Genomic DNA, 1,689 nt, shown 5'->3' on the forward strand with positions numbered 1-1,689 from the left:
GCCCCGCACCGCCCGCACGGTCCCCGCGGGCCGCTGACCCCGGGCCCTGCCCGTCCGCCCTCACGCATGACGAGGGCGGGCGGGTAGTGTCAGCGGGTCAGCGATAGTTGTACAAGGAAGCAACAGCACCCGTGGACAGCACCAAGAAGACCGCCGACGACGCCCCGGCGGACGATCCCACCGCGGACCGCGGCGCGGAGCCCGGCATACCCGGCAGCCGCACCCGCTGGCGTCGCTGGCTCATGGACACCCGCCCCCTGCGCCACCCCGCCTACCGCCGCCTGTGGAGCTCCACCACCGTGACCGCCGTGGGCAGCCAGCTCACCGCGGTCGCCGTGCCCAAGCAGATCTACGACATCACCGGCTCGTCCGCGTGGGTCGGCTACGCGAGCATCGCCGGGCTGGTCCCGCTGGTGGTCTTCGCCCTGTGGGGCGGGGCCGTCGCCGACAGCGTGGACCGCCGCAAGCTGATGCTGTACACCAACATCGGCATCGCCGTCACCTCCCTGCTGTTCTGGGTGCAGGCCTTCGCGGGCGCCCACTCCGTCTGGCTGCTCATGGTGCTGCTCGCCGCGCAGCAGGCGGCGGCCGGCATGAACGCCCCCGCCCGCAGCGCCGCCATCGCCCGCCTGGTCCCGCCGGCGGAACTGCCCGCGGCCATGGCGCTCGGCTCCACGGTCATGCAGACCGGGCTGGTCGTCGGCCCGCTGCTCGCGGGTGTGCTCATCCCCGTCATCGGCCTGCCCGACCTCTACCTGATCGACGCGATCGCCCTCACCGCGACCGTGTGGGCGGTGTGGCGGCTGCCCGCGCTCCCGCCGCTGGAGGCCAACGGCGCCCCCGTCGCCCGGCGCGGCGGCTGGCGCGAGGTCGGCGCCGGCTTCCGCTACATCACGGCCCAGCGCATCCTGCTGATGTCCTTCCTCGCCGACATCGTCGCCATGGTCTTCGGCATGCCGCGCGCCCTGTTCCCCCAGCTCGCCGACACCACCTACGCCCCCTGGGGCGAGGGCTTCGCGCTCGGCCTGCTGTTCGCCGCCATCCCCATCGGCGCGGTCGCCGGCGGGTTGTTCTCGGGCACCTTCTCCCGTTCCAAGCGGCACGGTCTGATGGTCGTGATCGCCGTCTGCGGCTGGGGCGCCGCGATCGCGGGACTCGGACTGAGCAGCAGCCTGTGGTGGGCGGCGGCCTTCCTGGCGCTGGCCGGATTCGCCGACATGGTCTCGATGGTGTTCCGCAGCGCGATCCTGCAGTCGGTCGCGACGGACGACATGCGCGGCCGCATGCAAGGTGTGTTCACGGTCGTCGTCGCGGGCGGTCCCCGGGTGGCCGACCTCCTGCACGGCACGGGCGGCTCCGCGTTCGGGACGCGTACCGCGGTCACCGCGGGCGGTGTGCTCGTCGTGGTCGTCATGCTCGGCCTGGCGGCGGCGTTCCCCGCCTTCACCCGCTACCGGGGTGCCTGAGCCGTTGGGGTGCCGAGCGCCCCGGGGCCCGCTGTGGCGGATTCCGGCGGCGACCCGGCCGCCGCCCCGTCCCGGTCGGGCACACGGGGGGCGGGGGCACGTCCGCGAGGTTCCGGGCGGCGCGCCGGGCCTGATCGTACCGGTTTGATACGCCGCCAAGTCGTCCGGGGTGCCCCGTGTCGCCCCGTACGCGCGGTGCGTGGTTGCGGTTGGGGGTTTCCCC

The 1,689-nt window shown here is 74.2% G+C and carries 1 protein-coding gene; it reads left to right on the forward strand.

Annotation, left to right across the window (positions count from 1 at the left end):
* The first annotated feature begins 131 nt into the window (after window positions 1-131).
* The gene (locus PV341_RS44980) at window positions 132-1,466 is read left to right on the forward strand and encodes an MFS transporter (RefSeq protein WP_500323216.1); all 1,335 of its coding nucleotides are present in this window, start codon (window positions 132-134) and stop codon (window positions 1,464-1,466) included.
* The last annotated feature ends 223 nt before the right edge of the window (window positions 1,467-1,689 follow it).

This window comes from Streptomyces sp. PA03-1a (genome assembly GCF_033792805.1).
Taxonomy (GTDB): Bacteria; Actinomycetota; Actinomycetes; order Streptomycetales; family Streptomycetaceae; genus Actinacidiphila.